This is a genomic window from Shinella sp. G-2, from assembly GCF_050172695.1.
Taxonomy (GTDB): domain Bacteria; phylum Pseudomonadota; class Alphaproteobacteria; order Rhizobiales; family Rhizobiaceae; genus Shinella.
This window is the reverse complement of sequence record NZ_JBBEYH010000017.1, coordinates 85,540-101,541: the sequence shown is the minus strand read 5'-3', so window position 1 is coordinate 101,541 and position 16,002 is coordinate 85,540. Positions and strand designations below refer to the sequence as shown.

Genomic DNA, 16,002 nt, shown 5'->3' with positions numbered 1-16,002 from the left:
CGGCAACACCGCGCTTGCCCAGGACGACTGGGAAGAGTTCTGAGACGCTGCACAATCGACAATAGGAAAAGGAAAAGCCGGCGTTTCCGCCGGCTTTTTTCGTTGGTGGTCTCTCTCTTTCCGTCTTGAGCGCGGATCGATTTGGGGGACGTCTACTTCCGCTCCGTCGGCTTTGCCTCAAGCCGGCCGCGGGAGCGGCGGCGGGGCGCGTTTTCGAGGCGCTGGGTCGCTTCCTTCAGCTCCAGGTCCGTGAAGAGGTCCCGATAGTCGGGATGCAGCATCAGGGCTTCCATCGAAAGCTCCGGCTTGCCGGCGTCAAGCAGGCGTTCGAGGCCGGTGGTGCCGGGATTGAAGATAAGCTCCTTCGCCGTCGCCACGCCGCCCTTCAGGAGAACGAAGCGGCGCAGCAAGACGGGGCGGAAGCCGAGCGTTGCGAAGCGGTCGTAGAGGCCCATCATCTCCTTGTGGAAGCGGGCCTCGGCGCCGGACGCCGCCTGGCGTGGTCCGCGCATCACAGGCGGCCGACGCGCTCGGTGAGAAGAGCGAAGAAACCGTCGGCATCGACGTCCTTCATGACGCGGGCATTGTGCTTGCGCCCCGTGACCTGCCACCAGTCGACGACCGTCATGCCGACCGTCAGGGGCGAGGCCGTCTCTACCTCGACATTGCAATCGCGGCCGGAGAAGAGTTCCGGCTTCAGAAGGTAGGCGATGACCGTCGGATCGTGCAGCGGACCACCGTCGGAGCCGTATTTCTCCACGTCGAAGCGCTCGAAGAAGTCGAGCATCTGTACAAGCGCGGTGGCCGGACGGCTGCCGATTTCGCGCAGGCGGGCGACGCGGCTTTTCAGCGTCAGCACCTTGTGGGTGACATCGAGCGGCATCATGACGATGGGGATACCGGACCGGAAGACGGCCGCGGCCGCTTCCGGGTCGACATAGATGTTGAACTCGGCGGCCGGCGTGATGTTGCCGCCCTCGAAGAAACCGCCACCCATCATGACCAGTTCGCGCACGCGGCCGGCAATCTCGGGCGCCTTTTCGAGCGCGAGCGCGATGTTCGTCAGCGGACCGAGCGTGCAGAGCGTCACCGTGCCGGCAGGCTCGCGCTTCAGCGTCTCGATGATGAAGTCGACGGCAAGCTGCGCCTGCAGCGGCATTTGCGGCTCGTGCAGGTCCGGACCGTCGAGACCGGTCTTGCCATGCACATGCTCGGCGGTGACCAGCGGGCGGGCAACGGGCTTGTCGGCGCCGGCAAAGACCTTCACCTCGGGCCGGGCGCAGAATTCCAGGATGATGCGGGCATTGGTGGACGTGCGCGACAGCGGCACGTTGCCGGCGACCGTGGTGATGCCGAGGATATCGAGTTCCGGGCTGCCGAGCGCCAGCATGATCGCGGCCGCATCGTCCTGGCCGGGATCCGTGTCGATGATGATTTTCCGTGGCTCAGACATGCCCTTACCGTTCCTTCGATTCTCGTGCTGTGGCCTGCGCCGCGCAGGCGAAGCGGCGACTATATTTGCAAAGCCGCCTTTCGCAAGCGTCTTGCGCCGGGACGGCGCAATCACCATATTGCAGCCGTCGGGATGCCGAAGCCGGGTCCCGCCAAGGTCGCTTGAAGCCAAGGACTGGACGATGACACGCATGACCCCATTCACGAGCCCGCTTCTCCTGGGTTTCGACGCCATGGAGAAGACCCTTGAGCGCATCGCCAAGGGCAATGACGGCTATCCTCCCTATAATATCGAGCGGCTGCGGCCGAACGGCGAGACGGGCGCACCCGAACGCCTGCGCATCACGCTTGCCGTCGCGGGTTTCTCAGAGGAGGAACTCGACGTGACGACGGAGGAAAACCAGCTCGTCATCCGCGGCCGCCAGGCCGAGAGCGGCGAACGGGACTATCTTTACCGCGGCATCGCCGCGCGCCAGTTCCAGCGCACCTTCGTGCTTGCCGACGGCATGCGCGTTTCGGGCGCCGAGCTGAAGAACGGCCTCCTCTCGGTCGATCTCGTCCGGCCGGAGCCGGTGCGGATGGTAAAGAAAATTAACATTTCCGTATCAGACTAGATCATGAGCCGTTCCTGCGGGAACACCCGCCGGACCGTTTCGCGCATAACCTGATCGCCGAACGACCGATGGGCCATGGTGGCCGTTGGCGTCCGGTGGCCGGCAAGTCCGGCATTGCCATGGAGGCAAAAATGGGCCTGAAAACAATCACCCCCACCGTATCGAAGGCGGATCTTGCGCATCTGGGCGCCGGCGAAGTCGGCTATATCAGGAAGATGAAGGCCGACGAAGTGTCGCGCGTCTTCCCGGAAGCACCGGAAATCGACCCGAGCCTCGACCTGTGGGCGCTGTTCGGCGCGGACGGCACGCCGATCCTGCTGACCGACAACCGTTCCAGCACCTTCTTCAAGGCTGCCGAAGACGATCTGCGCACCGTCAGCCTGCACTGAACGAGGAAACCCGTCCGTCAGAGACGGCGGAAGGTGAGATAGGCCGACTTGCGGCCCTCGCGCTTGGCCTTCGCCTCGTAGCGCGTGCCCGGCCAGCCGGCAAACGGCGTCAGCCAATCGACCGCGTTTTCCGCGGTCCACGCAAAAGCGGAATGCTCTCCGCAATGCATCAGCGTCCAGTTGACATAGGTGTCGATATCGGACGCGAAGCAGAACAGCCCGCCGGGCTTCAGCACCCGGGCAAAGCGGTCCAGGTTGACCTGAGACACGAACCGTCTCTTCCAGTGCTTCTTCTTCGGCCAGGGGTCGGGATAGAGCAGATCGATCTGATCGATCGAGCCGGCCGGCAGCCAATCCAGAAGTTCCGTCGCATCGTCATCATAGAGCCGGATATTCTTCGCGCCCGTTTCCTCCACGCGGCCGACCAGCTTCGCCATGGAATTGACGAAGGGTTCGACGCCGATAAAGGCGGTCTCGGGCTGCTCCAGCGCGCGATGGATGAGGTGCTCGCCGCCGCCGAAGCCGATTTCGAGGCGGATGCGGGCCGGCTTGAAGCCGTAGAGCGATGCAATGTCTGCCGGAGCCTCGGCCGAAAGATCGACCTTCAGTTCCGGCAGCAGCGTTTCGAGATGCTGCACCTGCCGCTCACGCAGCGGTTTTCCCTTGCGGCGACCGAAGAAGGCTTCGGTCGCTCGGCTGCGGCGCTCTGCATCGGTCATCTTGGCCTCAGTTCTTCAGCGCTTCCTTGAGCGCCTTGACGAGGTCGAGGCGTTCCCAGGAGAAGGAGCCGTCACGACCGGCCTTGCGGCCAAAATGGCCATAGGCGGCGGTCTTGGCGTAGATCGGCTTGTTGAGGTCGAGGTGACGGCGGATGCCCGACGGCGACAGGTCCATGACCTTGCGGATCGCGGCTTCGACTTCGTCTTCGCTCACCTTGCCGGTACCATGCAGGTCGACATAGATCGACAGCGGCTGGGCGACGCCGATGGCGTAGGAGAGCTGGATCGTGCAGCGCTCGGCAAGACCCGCGGCAACGACGTTCTTGGCGAGGTAGCGCGCGGCATAGGCGGCCGAACGGTCGACCTTGGTCGTGTCCTTGCCGGAGAAGGCGCCGCCGCCATGCGGAGCCGCGCCACCATAGGTGTCGACGATGATCTTGCGGCCGGTGAGGCCGGCGTCGCCGTCCGGGCCGCCGATGACGAACTTGCCCGTCGGGTTGATGTACCAGGAGCAATCGTCGGCGATCTTCAGGTCGGCCAGCGCTTCGCGGATATAGGGTTCGACGACGGCGCGGACCTTCTTGGAATCCCAGCTGGCATCGAGATGCTGCGTGGACAGCACGATGGAGGCGACGTCGGCCGGCTTGCCGTCGACGTAGCGCACGGTGACCTGGCTCTTGGCGTCCGGGCCGAGCTTGCCGGCGTCGCCTTCGCCCTTCTTGCGGGCTTCGGCGAGGAGGGCGAGGATGCGGTGCGAATAATAGAGCGGCGCCGGCATGAGCTCGGCGGTTTCGCGGCAGGCGTAGCCGAACATGATGCCCTGGTCGCCGGCGCCTTCGTCACCCTGCTTGTCGGCGGCGTTGTCGACGCCCTGGGCGATATCGGCGGACTGCGAGTGCAGGAGCACGTCGATCTTGGCCGTCTTCCAGTGGAAACCGTCCTGCTCGTAGCCGATGTCGCGGATCGCCTTGCGGGCAGCCGACTTGAACTTGGCGGGATTGATGACGTCGTGGCCGTTCTTGTCCTTCTTCAGGAGGCTCGGCGGCAGGCGGACTTCACCGGCAATGACGACGCGGTTGGTCGTGGCAAGCGTCTCGCAGGCAATCCGGACCGACCACGGGTCGACCTTCGACTTCACGGCTTCGCGATAGACGAGATCGACGATTTCGTCGGAGATACGGTCGCACACCTTGTCCGGATGGCCTTCGGCGACGGACTCGCTGGTGAAGAGATAGCTGCTGCGCATGCGGGAATTCCCCTCAAAGAAAATGGACTTCGACGTTGTTATTCAGTTCGCCGCGCAAAGACAAGCACACAAGGACATAAGAATATCTTTATGTCTCCCGCTTCCAGACGATTTGCCGCGAGTGTCGCGCCGCGGCGACACAGATGCGCGCCCAATGAAAAACGGCCCCGAAGGGCCGTTCTTTCATGCGGTTCGGGAAGGCCGGTTACTCGACCTCGGCCTCGGCGGCGAGCGCCTTGACGAGATCGACCAGCTTGCGGCGCACCTTGGGATCGCCGATCTTCACGAAGGCGCGGTTGAGCTGCAGGCCTTCAGAGGAGGACAGGAAGTCGACGACGTAGTTAGAGCTCGAAGCTTCGGCGAGGCCGGCCTGAACGTCCGTCTGCTCGCCCGGCGCATCTTCGAAGAAGAACGAGACCGGCACATTGAGAATGCTCGAAATGTTCTGCAGGCGGCTGGCGCCGACGCGATTCGTGCCCTTCTCGTATTTCTGGATCTGCTGGAAGGTGATGCCGAGGCTTTCACCCAGCTTTTCCTGGCTCATGCCGAGCATGGTCCTGCGAAGTCTTATCCGGCTGCCGACATGGATATCGATCGGATTCGGCTTCTTCTTGTTTTCCATCATCACTTTAAGTCCTAACGCGGAAATGGCCCCTACCGGCTACGTTAACGAAAACCTAACGTCACGTTGTATGCGCAGACTCTGAAGGTCGCTACAATACAGGAGAACCGCCGGCGGCGTGCACTATGCTATTTTAGGGGTTTTGGGTCAATTCACCCTGTTTCTAAAACCAGCGCGAGAAATGCCCGCCATCGCCAAGAGCAGGGCGAGGGTCACCGGAAACGCCCAGTTCCGCCACTTGCCCGCCTCACCTGACGTAAGCTTTCCCGGGAGGGTTGCATCCACGAAGCCCGGAACGTCGTAGGACAGCCCTGCGACCACCCTGCCCTTGGCATCGATGACGGCAGAAATACCGTTATTGGCGGCGCGAATCAGTGGCGCGCCGCGCTCGACGGCGCGAAGGCGCGCCTGGAGGAAATGCTGGTAGGGACCAGGCGTATTGCCGAACCAGGCGTCGTTGGTGACATTCAGCAGGGCAACCGCATCGTCGGCCACCGAAGCCATCTCCTCGGGGAAGATCGCCTCGTAGCAGACCAGCGGATAGAATCCCTTGCCCGACGCGGTCAGAAGCTGCGGCGCCCGGGCGGCGGAGAAGCCGCCGGGCATGGCGACGGCATCGACGCCCAGGCTCTCGAAGAGATCAGCAAAGGGCATGTATTCGCCGAAGGGGACGAGGTGCACCTTGTCGGCGGCGGCAACGATCTGCCCCTTGCCGTCGATGGCGTAGATGGAATTGTAATAACGCGGCGCCTTGCCGGAGCCGGCGCTTTCCGTGCGCACCGCGCCGGCGATCAGCACCTGATCGTCCTCCAGTACATCGGCGATGCGCACGAGGGCATCGGGATTGTCCGTGAGGATGAAGGGAATGGAAGTTTCCGGCCAGACGATGACGTCGGGCCTCTTGCCGCCTTCCGGCGCGGCGGCGCTGAGGGCGAGGTGCCGCTCGAAGATGTCCGCCCGCGCCGAATCGTCGAGCTTCATCGCCTGGTCGATGACCGGCTGGACGAGGCGGACGACGGTGGCGGCGCTTTCCGGCGTCGGCACGACGTTCAGCGCGTAGTAGCCATAACCGACATGGGCAGCGAAGAGGAGCGCGGCGAGGCCAAGGCCCGGCACGCGCCCACGGCGCGTTCCAAGCAGGGCCGGCGCGGCGAAGACGAATACGGCAAGTGCGTTCATGCCGGCAAGGCCGACAAGGCCGGAGGATTGCATCAGGAGCGGCACGGGCATGGCGCCATAGCCGACGGCGTTCCAGGGGAAGCCGGTGAAGAGTGTGCTGCGCAGCCACTCCCCCACACCGAAGGCGAAGGCGAGTGCGGCGATGCGACCCATGCCGTCCGACCAGAGGAGCCGGGCGAGCGCAGCGGCGAAGCCATAATACAGGGCAAGGAAGGCCGGAAGGCCGAAGACGGCGAGCGGCAGCGCCCAGGCGAAAGCATCCGCCTCCACGAGCAGGGCATTGCCGAGCCACCAGAGGCCGCCGACGAAATAGCCGAAGCCGAAGGTCCAGCCGATGCGGAAGGCCGGCGCGAGACGGCGCAGGAAACCGGCCTCCGGCGCGGCGCTCGCGCCATCGAGTAACCAGACGAGCAGGGTGAAGGACACGAAGAGCGCGGCGAGGAACCCGAACGGTGGCAGCGCCAGCACGCCGACGAGGCCCGCAAGAAATGCCGTCAGCGCCCGTCTCGTACCAGACAGGAGCATGACCTTGCCCGCAAGCCGCTCCATCCCGTCCCCTAGTCTTGATATCCCCGAATCAGCCGCGCCAGTCTTTCAAAAAACCGGCGCGTTGTCCTCAGGTCCCTGCCGTTAATTGCATCGGGCACTCCGACCTTGCCTTGTCGGGATTTCCCCTTCGGAGGGGGATGCCGGCTGCCCTCGCCCCGCAAGCGAGGCGAAGGACAGGATGAGGACAAGTCACCAGGCGAGAGCTGTTCCGATCGGGAAGAGGCACCCGCCTTATTCGGCGTTCGCCTCACCCGCCTGCTGTTCGGCCGGCTTGTTGCGGTCGACAAGGCCCTCGCCTTCCGGACGGCGGTCGCGGCGGCGGACGGCGCTGGCGCGCTTGCGGGTGACGCGCACCCGCTTGACGCGGCGCGGATCGGCGTCGAGCACGTGGAACTCGAAGCCGGGCACGGCCTGCACCACTTCGCCGCGCACGGGAATGCGCCCGAGCGAGGCGAAGATGAGGCCGCCGAGTGTATCGGCGTCTTCCAGCTGTTCGCGAATGTCGAAATCCGGGCCGATGGCTTCGGCCAGCTCTTCCAGTTCGACGCGCGCATCGGCGATGAAGACGTCGTCGCTGACGCGCTGGATCATCACCTCGTCGTCGTCGTGCTCGTCCTCGATGTCGCCGACGACCATCTCGACGATGTCCTCCAGCGAGGCGAGGCCGTCGGTGCCGCCATATTCGTCGATGACGAGCGCCATCTGCGTGCGGTCGGCCTGCATGCGCGCCATCAGGTCAGCGGCGAGCATGGACGGCGGGACGAAGAGGACCTGGCGGATAATGCCGGCTTCGGCGACGGTGGTGGAAAGATCGACACGGCCGAGGTCGAATTCGGCCTTCGGCGTGCGGACCGGTTTCTCGCCGGCCGTTGCCGCGGATTTGGCGGTCCCGGCTTTGGCGGTTAAAGGCTTGGCGCCGGTGCGGCGCTTGTTGCGGGCCTGCTTGGTGACATAGGCGAGCAGGTCGCGGATATGGACCATGCCGCGCGGATCGTCGAGGCTTTCGTTATAGACCGGCATGCGCGAGCGGCCGGAATCCTCGAAGATCACCATCAGTTCGGCGATCGTGATGTCCTGGTCGACGGCCTCGATATCGGCACGCGGCACCATGACGTCCTCGACGCGCACCTCGCGGAAGCGGAGAATGTTGTGCAGCATCGCCCGCTCTTCGGGCGAGAAGGTGGGCTCGCCGTTCTCCTCCGTCATCAGGGCCTCGGCAAGGTCCTTGCGGAGGCTGGAGGCGCCGGTCATGCGCCAAAGCCGCGTCGCACGGGACCAGAAGGATGACCGGCCCCCGCTTTCCAGCTTCGGCGCGCTGCTACTACTGCCCGCCTCGTCCTGACTTGAGGCGTCCGCCTCGCTCTTTTCCGTCGCTACCGACTGGTTCTTGAAGTCGCTCATTGGTCCAAACTATTCTTCGGGGCCATCCCCGTAGGGGTCAGATAGGCCAAGCTCGGCAAGAATGCGAGTCTCCAGCCCCTCCATTTTTTCCGCTTCCTCATCGTCCATGTGATCATAGCCGAAGAGATGCAGAAATCCATGCACCATCAGATGCGTGAGATGTTCGTCGAAGGACTTGCCGAGATCGGCCGCCTCGCGGGTCAATGTTTCCTCGGCGAAGATGATGTCGCCGAGCATCGGACCCGGCATCTTGCCGGGTGTCAGCGGGAAGGCGGGGAAGGAGAGCACATTGGTCGGCTTGTCCTGTCCACGCCATTCCGCGTTGATGCCACGGATGCTTTCATCGTTGGTGAAGACGAGAGAGACTTCCGGCGCGCCGGTCTTCGGGAAGGGCTGCTTTTCCTTCCCGCGAAGATGCTCCGCCGCCGCGCCCAGCACGCGCCCGCTCATCTCGAGCAAGCGCTCTTCGGAGGGCCACGCGCCCTCCTCGATGGAAATCTGGATGTCGAGTTCGCTCATCGGATACCGGGATCGGTCAGCGATCCAGCTGCTCGCTTTCGTCCTGCACGGCCGTCTGGGCCTCATAGGCCCGCACGATGCGTGCGACCATCGGATGGCGCACCACGTCGACGTCCTTGAAACGTACGACCGAGACGCCCTCGACGCCCTTGAGGATCTGCAGCGCTTCGACGAGGCCGGACTTGACGCCGCGCGGCAGGTCGACCTGGCTCGGGTCGCCCGTGACGATCATGCGGCCGTTTTCACCGAGGCGCGTCAGGAACATCTTCATCTGCATCGACGTCGTGTTCTGTGCCTCGTCGAGGATGACGGCGGCATTGGCGAGCGTACGACCGCGCATGAAGGCGAGCGGCGCGATTTCGATGACGCCGGCGGTGATGGCGCGTTCGACCTTGTCGCCCGGCATCATGTCGTAGAGCGCGTCATAGAGCGGGCGCAGATAGGGATCGACCTTTTCCTTCATGTCGCCCGGCAGGAAGCCGAGGCGCTCGCCGGCTTCGACGGCCGGACGGGAGAGGATGATGCGGTCCACCGCGCCGCGCTCCAGAAGCTGGGCGGCATAGGCGACGGCGAGATAGGTCTTGCCCGTGCCGGCGGGGCCGACGCCGAAGACGAGTTCGGACCGTTCCATCGCGCGGATATAGGTATCCTGCGTCGGCGTGCGGGCCGCAATCGTCTTCTTGCGGGTGGAAATCTGCGCCATGGTGAGCTTGGCCTTGCGCTCCATGGTGGGCAGCGAAAGCTGGTCGTCCGCGGCAATCGCCATGCGGATGGCGCCCTCGACATCGGACAGCTCGATGGAGCCGCCCTTCTGGAGGCGATCGTAGAGATAATCGAGCGCGCGGCGGGCCTGGCCGGTGGCCACCACGTCGCCGGAAATGGAAACGGAATTGCCGCGGGCGCGGGCGTCGATATGGAGGCGCTGTTCGATGAGCTTCAGGTTCTGGTCGAACTGGCCGAAGAGCTCGCTTGCGTATCGATTGTTCTCGAAAGTGAGCACGAATTGATTGGCGTCGGTCTCATTCTTCGACTGGCGCGGCGATGACGTCATCAGTTCGTGTCCGTTCAAGCGGTCAAGCTCCTTGCGATCCGCCCGTTACCCGATCGCTTCGGCGAAAAGGCTGTTGGGCCCGGCATCGATGATTCGTACCCGGATAATGTCACCGATTTCGGAACCTTTTGCATCAACATTCACAGGCTGCAGCCAGGGTGAGCGGCCGACGAGCTGGCCGGGACGGCGTCCGGGCTTCTCCAGAAGCAGGTCTATCTCCTTGCCGACGCAGCCGCGGGCGAAGTCCTTTTGCTGCTGGAACAGCAAAGCCTGCAATCTTTCAAGGCGTTCGGCCTTAACACGCTCTTCGACATGGCCGTCCATTTCCGCGCCGGGCGTGCCGGGACGGGTGGAATATTTGAACGAAAATGCCTGTGCATAACCGACCGTCTCGACGAGGCGCATCGTGTCCTCGAAGTCTTCGTCGGTCTCGCCGGGGAAGCCGACGATGAAATCGCCCGATATGGCAAGGTCGGGCTGGACGGCACGGATGCGCTCGATGAGGGCGACATAGTCGGCCGCCGTGTGCCGGCGGTTCATGGCCTTCAGAATGCGGTCGGAACCGGCCTGCACCGGCAGATGCAGATAGGGCATCAGCTTCGGCAGGTCGCGGTGCGCCTCGATCAGGCGGTCGTCCATGTCGCGCGGATGGCTGGTCGTATAGCGCAGGCGCGCGAGGCCTTCGATCTCGGCAAGGCGGTAGAGCAGGTCGCCGAGACCCCATTCGGTGCCATCAGGGCCGAGGCCGTGCCAGGCGTTGACGTTCTGGCCGAGCAGGGTGATCTCGCGCACGCCGCCTTCGACGAGGCGCTCGGCTTCGGAGACGATCTGCGAAACGGGGCGGGAGACTTCGGAACCGCGCGTATAGGGCACCACACAGAAGGTGCAGAACTTGTCGCACCCTTCCTGCACGGTGAGGAAGGCGGTGACGCCGCGGGCGCGGGTCTTCGCCTTTTCCGGCGCAGGCAGATGCTCGAACTTGTCCTCGATGGCATAGTCCGTCTCGACCACGCGCTCGCCGCCCTTGGCGCGGCGCAGCGCCTCGGGCAGGCGATGATAGGTCTGCGGGCCGATGACGAGGTCCACGGCCGGCGCGCGGCGCAGGATTTCCTTGCCTTCCGCCTGGGCGACGCAGCCGGTGACGCCGATCACCATCTCGCGGCCGTTCCTGGCGCGGGCCTTCTTCATCTCGCGCAGACGGCCGAGTTCCGAATAGACCTTTTCCGCCGCCTTTTCGCGGATGTGACAGGTGTTGAGGAGAACGAGGTCGGCCTCTTCCAGTACCTCCGTCGCCTGATAGCCGTCCTTCGACAGGGCGTCCGTCATGCGCTCGCTGTCATAGACGTTCATCTGACAGCCGTAGGTCTTCACGAAGACCTTGCGGGTGTTCGCCGTGGCGGCAGGCATTTCGGGCAGGGAGAGGGATCGTTCGCTCATGGCCGTTTCCATAGTGGAAAAGCCCCGGAATTTGAAGCCCCGACGCTATCGGCCGCGCAATCGCGCGCCCAGCATGGCGCGGATGCGCGCCTCGACTTCGCGGCTCACCTGCTTGCGGTTGCTGGCGCGGGAATAATCGACCCGCTCGCCGAAATCGACATCGACATCGACGGCGCCTTCCCGCGCGACGCCGAGAAGATGCGGCAGGAGTTCGATATCGCCCGGCCAGGCGGCAATCGGCCTGTGGTAGCGCCCCATCGCCATGCCGTGCACGCCGGTATAGGCGATGGAAACCGGCTGGATATGCACGACGCCGTGCGGCGCATGAGGCACGGCGGAGGCTGCGGCGCCGAAAAGCGAGGTCTTGATCTCGAGGAGGCGGTTGCCGTCCGAGGTCGTTCCCTCGGGGAAGAGCACGACGATCTCGCCGTCGGTCAGGCGCCTTGCGATTTCGTCTACCTGGTCGCCGGTCTTCTGACGCTGTTCGCGCACCACGAAGATCGTCGCCTGCAGACGGGCGAGGATGCCGAAGACCGGCCAGCCCCGCACCTCGGCCTTGGCGATATAGACGACATCGGCGATGGAGCCGAGCACCATGATGTCCTTCCAGGAAGCATGGTTGGCGGCGATCAGCAGTGGCCTTTGCTGCTCCAGCGCGCCATGCACCCGCACCCGGATGCCGAGAACCCGGCAGGCGACGCGATGCCAGAGGCGCGGTATGCGGCGGCGGATCTTCAGGTTGAAACGCAGGCCGACGAGCTGGACCGGCAGCAGCACCACCGTCGCCGCGACGAGGACGACAAGGCCGACGACGATGCGAAGCCAGGCGATCACGGCATCACCGGCCGAAGGTCAGGCGATGCAAGGCGCAGCCTCACTCGCCCTCCTTGAGAGGGATGCCGTAGAGTTCCAGGCGATGATCGACCAGCTTGAAGCCATGCTCGCGGGCGATGCGCTCCTGCAGAGCCTCGATCTCCGGCGAATGGAACTCGATCACCTGCCCGTTCTTCAGGTCGATCAGGTGATCGTGGTGCTCGTCCGGCACCGTCTCGTAGCGTGAGCGACCGTCGCGGAAATCGTGCCGCTCGATGATGCCGGCATCCTCGAAAAGTTTGACGGTGCGGTAGACGGTGGAGATGGAAATGCGCGCGTCGACGGCCGAAGAGCGGCGGTAGAGTTCTTCGACATCCGGATGGTCGGCGGAGGCTTCCAGCACGCGCGCGATGACGCGGCGCTGCTCGGTCATGCGCATGCCGCGCTCGACGCAAAGCTCTTCCAGCGATTTTTCGACTTCCGTCATGCGACCCGCCCTTGTTCGTTTCGCCTCCCGATAGGGGACTAGCGAAGATCGCGCCGCAAGACAAGCGCCGTGGACCGGCTGCCATCCGCGGCCGCATAGTAGGCCTTGCGCTCGCCGACCTTGATGAAGCCAAGCTTGGCATAGAGACCGCGGGCGGCGGCGTTGACCTCGTCGACCTCAAGGAAAATATCCTCTGCGCCGCGCATCCTGGCTTCGCGCAGGGCCGCCAGCATCAGTCGCCAGCCGAGGCCGGCGCGTGCGAAGCGCTCGTCGACGCCGATGGTCAGGATTTCCGCCTCGCCGGCCGTGGCGCGGGCCAGCACGAAGCCGCCGGCCGTGCGACCGAGCACGTTCTCCTTCAGCGCCAGGAAGCCGAAGACCGGATCCTGCGACAGCAGCGAATGAAACTCGCCGTCGTTCCACGGCTGGGGAAAGCGCGCGCGGTGGAGCGTCGCGGCGATGGCGGCATCCGTCGTTTCGAGCGGGAAGATCTCGAAGGCCGGCTTGCGGGTGAAGTAGTCGGTCAGGGACATGTCATGCCCTCCGGATCGCGAAACCCGCCTGCGGCTTGGCATCGGGACCGCGCAGATAGAGCGGCCTCGGCAGGTGCGCCTGCGGATCGAGGCGGGCGCCCAGCCGCGCGACGATGGCGATGGAAACGCCGTCCGTTCCCGGCGATGCCCCCTCGCGCAGCAGCGCGGCAGCCGAACCCACAATCGCACCGTCATGGCCTGCCGCGATCTCCCGTGCCTCGGCAATGGCCGCGATGGCGGGCGGCGAAGCCGCAGCGCCATCGGCGGCAAAGCGCTGCCAGTAGATTTCGTCGCGCTTGGCATCAACGGCGACGAGCAGCGGTGCGCCGGTCTGATGTTCAGCGGCAAGCGCGGAAAGCGTGGAGACGCCGACCGCGGGAACGCCGAGCGCCAGCGCCAGGCCGCGCGCAGCGGCGACGCCGACGCGGATGCCGGTGAAGGACCCCGGACCGATCGTGACGGCGATACGCTCCACGGCCGGCAAATCCATGCCGGCCGCGTCCAGCGCCGCATCGACGAATTCCATCAGCCGTTCGGCATGGCCACGACCAATCTCGGCGCCGGCGGCACCGAGAACCGTATCCTGGTCGGAATCATAAAGCGCCGCGTAGCAGCCGGTGCCCGCCGTATCGATCGCAAGAACGATCATGCCGGCAGCCCTTTCCGTGCGGCGAAGGCCTCAGGCGACGGCTTCAACTTCCTGCACTTCCGGTACGAAATGGCGAAGAAGGTTCTGCACGCCGTGCTTGAGCGTTGCCGTGGAGGACGGGCAGCCCGAGCAGGCGCCCTTCATGTTGAGATAGACAACGCCGTCGCGGAAGCCCTTGAAGGTGATGTCGCCGCCGTCCTGCGCCACGGCCGGGCGCACGCGCGTGTCGAGCAGTTCCTTGATGGTGGCGACGATGGTCTCGTCGCCCTCGTTGAAGAACTCGCCCTCCTCGTCAGCGCTGCCGCCGAGGGCGCCGCTGGCGATGACCGGCTGGCCGGACATGAAGTGTTCCATGATGTTGCCGAGGATGGCGGGCTTCATATGCTGCCAGTCCGCGCCGTCCTTGGTGACGGTGATGAAATCGTAACCGAGGAACACGCTTTTGACGCCGGGAATGGCGAAGAGGCGGGCGGCGAGCGGCGACGCGGCGCGCGCTTCCGTCTCGTCGCGGAACTCGGCCGTACCCGTTTCCAGCACCACCTTGCCCGGCAGGAACTTGAGGGTCGCCGGGTTCGGCGTCGCTTCGGTCTGGATGAACATCTTCGTCTCCATGCGGCCGGGCGCGTCCGCCCGCCAAAGTATTTAGAATAATTCAAAAGAAGATAGGCGCTTCCGCACCTCTCTTCAAGAGCGCGGGATTCTTTCTGCTGCGCAATCCCGCACCAAATCGCCGCGCCTGCCCTAGCTCAGCGCGTCCAGTTCCTCGTCGCTCAGGGAATCCGGAATGACGGTCACGGGGATCGGGAAAGCCTGACCGCGACTTGCGAGCGAGGAAACCAGCGGCCCCGGCCCTTCCTTGGCGGAGCCGGCGGCCAGAACGAGGATCGCGATGTCGCGATCCTCCTCGATGAGGCCGTTGATCTCTTCGCTGGCGACGCCCTCGCGGATCACCGGCTCCGGCTCGATGCCGACCGATTCGCGCAGGGCCTGCGCGGCTTTCGCGAGCACGGCTTCCGCCTCCTCGCGCGCTTCCGCCCGCATGATCTCCTCGACCCCCAGCCATTGCTGGAAATCGCCGTTGGCGATCACATAGAGCAGGACCACGCCGCCATTGGAATTCTTCGCCCGCATTCCCGCATAGTGGACGGCGCGCTGGCATTCCGGCGTGTCGTCTATGACCGCCAGGAATTTGCGGCGGTGGCCTTCCATGCGAGAAAGTCGTCGAGAAACCATGCGGCCCCCTTGCTTCGGTTCCTGCGTTTCGCGGCGACCTTACTGCACAAAACCGATGATGTCGCGGACTTCCTTCATGGTTTTTTCGGCCCGCGCCCGCGCCCTTTCGCCGCCGTCCCGAAGGATCGCGTCGATATGGCTGGTGTCGTCCATCAGGCGGCGCATCTCGCCGGTGATCGGAGAGAGAACATTGACCGAAAGGTCGACCAGCGCCGGCTTGAAGACGGAGAACTGCTGACCGCCGAATTCGGCGAGAACCTCGGCCTTCGTCTTGTCGGAGAGCGCGGCATAGATGCCGACGAGGTTTTCCGCCTCGGGGCGGCCCTTCAGACCCTCGACCTCGCTCGGCAAGCCATCCGGATCGGTCTTGGCCTTGCGGATCTTCTTGGAGATCGTCTCGGCATCGTCGAGCAGGTTGACGCGCGAAAGATCGGACGCGTCCGACTTCGACATCTTCTTCGTGCCATCGCGCAGCGACATGACGCGCGGCGCCGGGCCGCCGATCAGCGGTTCGACCATCGGGAAATAGGCGTGCACCGGCTCCTCGCCGACGACGATGTCGACGCCCGTGCCGGTCTTGCGGATATGGCTGCCGAAGTCGATGTTGAACTTCTGGGCGATGTCGCGGGTCAGTTCCAGATGCTGCTTCTGGTCATCGCCAACCGGAACATGGGTCGCGCGGTAGACGAGGATGTCGGCAGCCATCAGGCTCGGATAGGCAAGCAGGCCCAGCGAGACCTGCTCGGCATTCTTGCCGCCGGCCTTGTCCTTGAACTGTGTCATGCGCTCCATCCAGCCGATGCGCGCCACGCAGTTGAAGATCCAGGCGAGCTCGGAATGCTGCGGCACGGCGGACTGGTTGAAGACGATATGCTTCTTCGGGTCGATGCCGGAGGCGATGAAGGCAGCCGCGATGGAGCGGATCTGGTTGCGCATGTCCTCATGCACCAGCTGCGCGGTCAGCGCGTGCAGGTCGACGACGCAGTAGATGCAGTCATTGTCGTCCTGCAGGGCGACGAACTTGCGGATCGCGCCGAGATAGTTGCCGAGGTGAAGATTGCCGGTCGGCTGGACGCCGGAGAAGACGAGAGGCTTGAATGCGCTCATGG

At 64.6% G+C, this 16,002-nt stretch carries 19 protein-coding genes; 2 read left to right on the top strand and 17 right to left on the bottom strand.

Annotation, left to right across the window (positions count from 1 at the left end; translation table 11 throughout):
* Positions 1–152: 152 nt before the first annotated feature.
* Both V8U06_RS21100 and V8U06_RS21095 read right to left on the bottom strand, forming a co-directional pair.
* Positions 153–512 (bottom strand): hypothetical protein, encoded by a 360-nt coding sequence (locus tag V8U06_RS21100; RefSeq protein ID WP_427142364.1) that lies wholly within the window; start codon positions 510–512, stop codon positions 153–155.
* Positions 512–1,453: a nucleoside hydrolase gene (locus V8U06_RS21095; protein WP_427142363.1), complete on the bottom strand. Its 942-nt coding sequence runs from the start codon at positions 1,451–1,453 to the stop codon at positions 512–514. Before V8U06_RS21095 ends, V8U06_RS21100 begins: the two co-directional genes overlap by 1 nt.
* Before the next feature lie 181 nt (positions 1,454–1,634).
* Here V8U06_RS21095 and V8U06_RS21090 point away from each other — a divergent pair, with 181 nt between their 5' ends.
* Both V8U06_RS21090 and V8U06_RS21085 read left to right on the top strand, forming a co-directional pair.
* On the top strand, positions 1,635–2,066 hold the full coding sequence (locus V8U06_RS21090) for an Hsp20 family protein (RefSeq protein ID WP_427142362.1): 432 nt from the start codon (positions 1,635–1,637) through the stop codon (positions 2,064–2,066).
* Between the two features lie 131 nt (positions 2,067–2,197).
* Positions 2,198–2,455: a DUF1150 family protein gene (locus V8U06_RS21085; protein WP_427142361.1), complete on the top strand. Its 258-nt coding sequence runs from the start codon at positions 2,198–2,200 to the stop codon at positions 2,453–2,455.
* 17 nt (positions 2,456–2,472) lie between these two features.
* On the opposite strand, the gene trmB is transcribed toward V8U06_RS21085, so the two are convergent.
* From trmB to trpS, 15 genes are all read right to left on the bottom strand, one after another.
* Positions 2,473–3,174, bottom strand: coding sequence for a tRNA (guanosine(46)-N7)-methyltransferase TrmB (trmB, locus tag V8U06_RS21080; protein WP_427142360.1), 702 nt, complete (start codon positions 3,172–3,174; stop codon positions 2,473–2,475).
* A 7-nt stretch (positions 3,175–3,181) separates the two neighbouring features.
* Complete coding sequence (metK, locus tag V8U06_RS21075) at positions 3,182–4,420, bottom strand: methionine adenosyltransferase (RefSeq protein ID WP_427142359.1); 1,239 nt, start codon at positions 4,418–4,420, stop codon at positions 3,182–3,184.
* Positions 4,421–4,625: 205 nt separating this feature from the next.
* Positions 4,626–5,045 (bottom strand): helix-turn-helix domain-containing protein, encoded by a 420-nt coding sequence (locus V8U06_RS21070; RefSeq protein WP_427142358.1) that lies wholly within the window; start codon positions 5,043–5,045, stop codon positions 4,626–4,628.
* Between the two features lie 144 nt (positions 5,046–5,189).
* Entirely contained in the window at positions 5,190–6,770 is a 1,581-nt protein-coding gene (gene lnt / locus V8U06_RS21065) for an apolipoprotein N-acyltransferase (protein WP_427142357.1), read from the bottom strand.
* A 231-nt stretch (positions 6,771–7,001) separates the two neighbouring features.
* On the bottom strand, positions 7,002–8,171 hold the full coding sequence (locus V8U06_RS21060) for a hemolysin family protein (protein ID WP_427142356.1): 1,170 nt from the start codon (positions 8,169–8,171) through the stop codon (positions 7,002–7,004).
* A gap of 9 nt (positions 8,172–8,180) precedes the next feature.
* On the bottom strand, positions 8,181–8,690 hold the full coding sequence (gene ybeY, locus V8U06_RS21055) for an rRNA maturation RNase YbeY (protein WP_427142355.1): 510 nt from the start codon (positions 8,688–8,690) through the stop codon (positions 8,181–8,183).
* A 16-nt stretch (positions 8,691–8,706) separates the two neighbouring features.
* Positions 8,707–9,759, bottom strand: a complete 1,053-nt coding sequence (locus V8U06_RS21050) for a PhoH family protein (protein ID WP_427142354.1) — start codon at positions 9,757–9,759, stop codon at positions 8,707–8,709.
* A gap of 27 nt (positions 9,760–9,786) precedes the next feature.
* A complete protein-coding gene (gene miaB, locus V8U06_RS21045) occupies positions 9,787–11,178 on the bottom strand; it encodes a tRNA (N6-isopentenyl adenosine(37)-C2)-methylthiotransferase MiaB (protein WP_427142353.1) in 1,392 nt (463 codons plus the stop codon).
* Positions 11,179–11,223: 45 nt separating this feature from the next.
* Positions 11,224–12,012, bottom strand: a complete 789-nt coding sequence (locus V8U06_RS21040; RefSeq protein WP_226920746.1) for a lysophospholipid acyltransferase family protein — start codon at positions 12,010–12,012, stop codon at positions 11,224–11,226.
* 40 nt (positions 12,013–12,052) lie between these two features.
* Positions 12,053–12,478, bottom strand: coding sequence for a Fur family transcriptional regulator (locus tag V8U06_RS21035; RefSeq protein ID WP_427142352.1), 426 nt, complete (start codon positions 12,476–12,478; stop codon positions 12,053–12,055).
* A 38-nt stretch (positions 12,479–12,516) separates the two neighbouring features.
* A complete protein-coding gene (locus V8U06_RS21030; RefSeq protein WP_226920750.1) occupies positions 12,517–13,011 on the bottom strand; it encodes a GNAT family N-acetyltransferase in 495 nt (164 codons plus the stop codon).
* A 1-nt stretch (position 13,012) separates the two neighbouring features.
* Complete coding sequence (tsaB, locus tag V8U06_RS21025) at positions 13,013–13,660, bottom strand: tRNA (adenosine(37)-N6)-threonylcarbamoyltransferase complex dimerization subunit type 1 TsaB (protein ID WP_427142351.1); 648 nt, start codon at positions 13,658–13,660, stop codon at positions 13,013–13,015.
* Positions 13,661–13,690: 30 nt separating this feature from the next.
* Positions 13,691–14,260 (bottom strand): NifU family protein, encoded by a 570-nt coding sequence (locus tag V8U06_RS21020; protein ID WP_427142350.1) that lies wholly within the window; start codon positions 14,258–14,260, stop codon positions 13,691–13,693.
* A 141-nt stretch (positions 14,261–14,401) separates the two neighbouring features.
* Positions 14,402–14,893 (bottom strand): universal stress protein, encoded by a 492-nt coding sequence (locus tag V8U06_RS21015; protein WP_427142349.1) that lies wholly within the window; start codon positions 14,891–14,893, stop codon positions 14,402–14,404.
* A gap of 39 nt (positions 14,894–14,932) precedes the next feature.
* A complete protein-coding gene (gene trpS, locus V8U06_RS21010; RefSeq protein ID WP_427142348.1) occupies positions 14,933–16,000 on the bottom strand; it encodes a tryptophan--tRNA ligase in 1,068 nt (355 codons plus the stop codon).
* Between the last annotated feature and the right edge of the window lie 2 nt (positions 16,001–16,002).

Bases quoted from the DNA above. Each gene is read 5' to 3' on its own strand.
- V8U06_RS21100 (WP_427142364.1), bottom strand. From the start codon at position 512: ATGCGCGGACCACGCCAGGCGGCGTCCGGCGCCGAGGCCCGCTTCCAC.
- V8U06_RS21095 (WP_427142363.1), bottom strand. From the start codon at position 1,453: ATGTCTGAGCCACGGAAAATCATCATCGACACGGATCCCGGCCAGGAC.
- V8U06_RS21090 (WP_427142362.1), top strand. From the start codon at position 1,635: ATGACACGCATGACCCCATTCACGAGCCCGCTTCTCCTGGGTTTCGAC.
- V8U06_RS21085 (WP_427142361.1), top strand. From the start codon at position 2,198: ATGGGCCTGAAAACAATCACCCCCACCGTATCGAAGGCGGATCTTGCG.
- trmB (WP_427142360.1), bottom strand. From the start codon at position 3,174: ATGACCGATGCAGAGCGCCGCAGCCGAGCGACCGAAGCCTTCTTCGGT.
- metK (WP_427142359.1), bottom strand. From the start codon at position 4,420: ATGCGCAGCAGCTATCTCTTCACCAGCGAGTCCGTCGCCGAAGGCCAT.
- V8U06_RS21070 (WP_427142358.1), bottom strand. From the start codon at position 5,045: ATGATGGAAAACAAGAAGAAGCCGAATCCGATCGATATCCATGTCGGC.
- lnt (WP_427142357.1), bottom strand. From the start codon at position 6,770: ATGGAGCGGCTTGCGGGCAAGGTCATGCTCCTGTCTGGTACGAGACGG.
- V8U06_RS21060 (WP_427142356.1), bottom strand. From the start codon at position 8,171: ATGAGCGACTTCAAGAACCAGTCGGTAGCGACGGAAAAGAGCGAGGCG.
- ybeY (WP_427142355.1), bottom strand. From the start codon at position 8,690: ATGAGCGAACTCGACATCCAGATTTCCATCGAGGAGGGCGCGTGGCCC.
- miaB (WP_427142353.1), bottom strand. From the start codon at position 11,178: ATGAGCGAACGATCCCTCTCCCTGCCCGAAATGCCTGCCGCCACGGCG.
- V8U06_RS21035 (WP_427142352.1), bottom strand. From the start codon at position 12,478: ATGACGGAAGTCGAAAAATCGCTGGAAGAGCTTTGCGTCGAGCGCGGC.
- V8U06_RS21030 (WP_226920750.1), bottom strand. From the start codon at position 13,011: ATGTCCCTGACCGACTACTTCACCCGCAAGCCGGCCTTCGAGATCTTC.
- tsaB (WP_427142351.1), bottom strand. From the start codon at position 13,660: ATGATCGTTCTTGCGATCGATACGGCGGGCACCGGCTGCTACGCGGCG.
- V8U06_RS21020 (WP_427142350.1), bottom strand. From the start codon at position 14,260: ATGTTCATCCAGACCGAAGCGACGCCGAACCCGGCGACCCTCAAGTTC.
- V8U06_RS21015 (WP_427142349.1), bottom strand. From the start codon at position 14,893: ATGGTTTCTCGACGACTTTCTCGCATGGAAGGCCACCGCCGCAAATTC.
- trpS (WP_427142348.1), bottom strand. From the start codon at position 16,000: ATGAGCGCATTCAAGCCTCTCGTCTTCTCCGGCGTCCAGCCGACCGGC.